2 protein-coding genes are annotated in these 1,689 nt (G+C 63.4%); one reads left to right on the forward strand and one right to left on the reverse strand.

Going from position 1 to position 1,689, the window contains the following annotated elements:
• Positions 1-79 precede the first annotated feature (79 nt).
• On the reverse strand, positions 80-547 hold the full coding sequence (locus L0H65_RS19540) for a GNAT family N-acetyltransferase (protein ID WP_301460849.1): 468 nt from the start codon (positions 545-547) through the stop codon (positions 80-82).
• A 203-nt stretch (positions 548-750) separates the two neighbouring features.
• Between L0H65_RS19540 and L0H65_RS19545 the strand changes: the two genes are divergently transcribed.
• The gene (locus L0H65_RS19545; RefSeq protein ID WP_301460850.1) at positions 751-1,359 is read left to right on the forward strand and encodes a nicotinate-nucleotide adenylyltransferase; all 609 of its coding nucleotides are present in this window, start codon (positions 751-753) and stop codon (positions 1,357-1,359) included.
• Positions 1,360-1,689 lie beyond the last annotated feature (330 nt).

Consider the following 1,689-nt stretch of genomic DNA (forward strand, 5'->3'; position numbering starts at 1 on the left):
GGCCATGATCCATCCTCGCGCGAAAAAGCTGTTTTGCGGCTTCTATCCGGCCATCGGCGCTTTCGCAACGGGGGAGCGGTCAGAGTTGGCGTTCAAACCAGTGATGGGCATAGGGATTGTCGTTGTAGCGTGTGGTTTCCGCCCATCCGAGGCGGCGGTAAAAGGCAACGGCTTTGGGCAGATGGCGCGATGTGTCCAGTTGCAGCCGGGTGATACCAAGGGTTCTGGCGCGGATTTCCACCGCACTCATCAAGCGCGTGGCAAGACCAAGACTGCGCGCTGGCGGCGCGACCCACAACCGCTTGACCTCCGCCAGATCGGAGCCATCGCCACGCAGGGCAACGCAGCCGATAGGCTGAGTGCCTTGATATGCGATCAGAAAACTGCCCAAAGGCGGGCACTGTGCCTGCAAATCGGCGGCATTGACCGGGCCGGGATCGAACCCATTGGGAAAGGCGGCTGCGATTTCTGCGAAATAAGCGGTCAGGCAGGTTTTGGTCGCGGAGGATGCCGGGTCGGTTTCCCGGATGTCTATGTCTGATGTCATCATTCCCTCGGGTCAGTGCGCCCATTTCGGGCAATGCGCGGCCCCGATGCAAGCGGTTTTCGTGCCTCGCCGGATCGGCCTGGGGGTGGGGGTGGCCGGTCTTTTGGGATTGCAGGTCGCATGTCGTCATGGTTGACGCGGCTTGCGGGCTGGTCAGCAAGGAAGGCTTCGTGCAGGTTGGCGTCATGGCGGGCGAAAGGATAATGATGCAGGGCTTTCCCATCGCGACCAAAGGCATGGTCATTGGGCTGCTGGGCGGGTCGTTCGACCCGGCGCACGCGGGCCACGCGCATCTGACGCGCGAGGCGATAAAGCGGTTCGGGCTGGATCGCGTCTGGTGGCTCGTCAGCCCCGGCAACCCGCTGAAGGCGCGGCAACCGGCACCGATGGCGGACCGGCTGGCGCGGGCGCGGTTGGTGATGGATGACCCACGGGTTGCGATCACTGACATCGAGGCACGACTTGGCACCCGCTACACTGCCGCGACGCTGGAGGCGCTGGTGGCGTTATATCCCGGTGTGCGCTTTGTCTGGTTGATGGGCGCCGACAACCTGCTGCAATTCGACCGCTGGGACCGTTGGCAAGACATCATGCGACTGGTGCCGATTGGAGTGCTGGCCCGCCCAGGAAGCCGGATCGCGGCGCGCCTTTCAAAAGCGGCAGAGATTTATTGGCCAGCGCGATTGCCCGATCATCTCGCATCCACAATTGGTCGCCGTGCGCCGCCATGCTGGAGCTTTCTTGACATGCCCCTGATGCGCGATTCCTCCAGCGCCATTCGCGCGCGTGGCGAATGGATCGCAAAAGCGTGAACACGGCGCAATCTGGACGGCACAATGCGGTTCGGGCTATAGGATTGCGACCTTTGTTGCGGTAGCCGACGTAAATCGCCCGCGCGTTCCAGGCGCGAAACGACGCTTTTGCGTTTCCAATCAAAGGCGTTACGGTTGGCGCGAAGCGGATAGGGATTCGGGATGTATTCAAGACGATGGGTTCTATCTGGGCTTCTGGCCAGTGCTGCGGTTCCGGGCTGTGCCGAGGCACCCGCACGGTCCCCCCGGCCTGCATTGCGCCCCGGTGCGGCCGCCGCCTCTACCCCAGCGGCGGGCAAACGGGCAGCGGGCGGGGTGGGTTGCGCGGTG

It is taken from the genome of Pseudorhodobacter sp., assembly GCF_030452865.1.
Taxonomy (GTDB): domain Bacteria; phylum Pseudomonadota; class Alphaproteobacteria; order Rhodobacterales; family Rhodobacteraceae; genus Pseudorhodobacter.

Coding starts and splice junctions, on each gene's coding strand:
- L0H65_RS19540 (WP_301460849.1), bottom strand. CDS start 547: ATGACATCAGACATAGACATCCGGGAAACCGACCCGGCATCCTCCGCG.
- L0H65_RS19545 (WP_301460850.1), top strand. CDS start 751: ATGATGCAGGGCTTTCCCATCGCGACCAAAGGCATGGTCATTGGGCTG.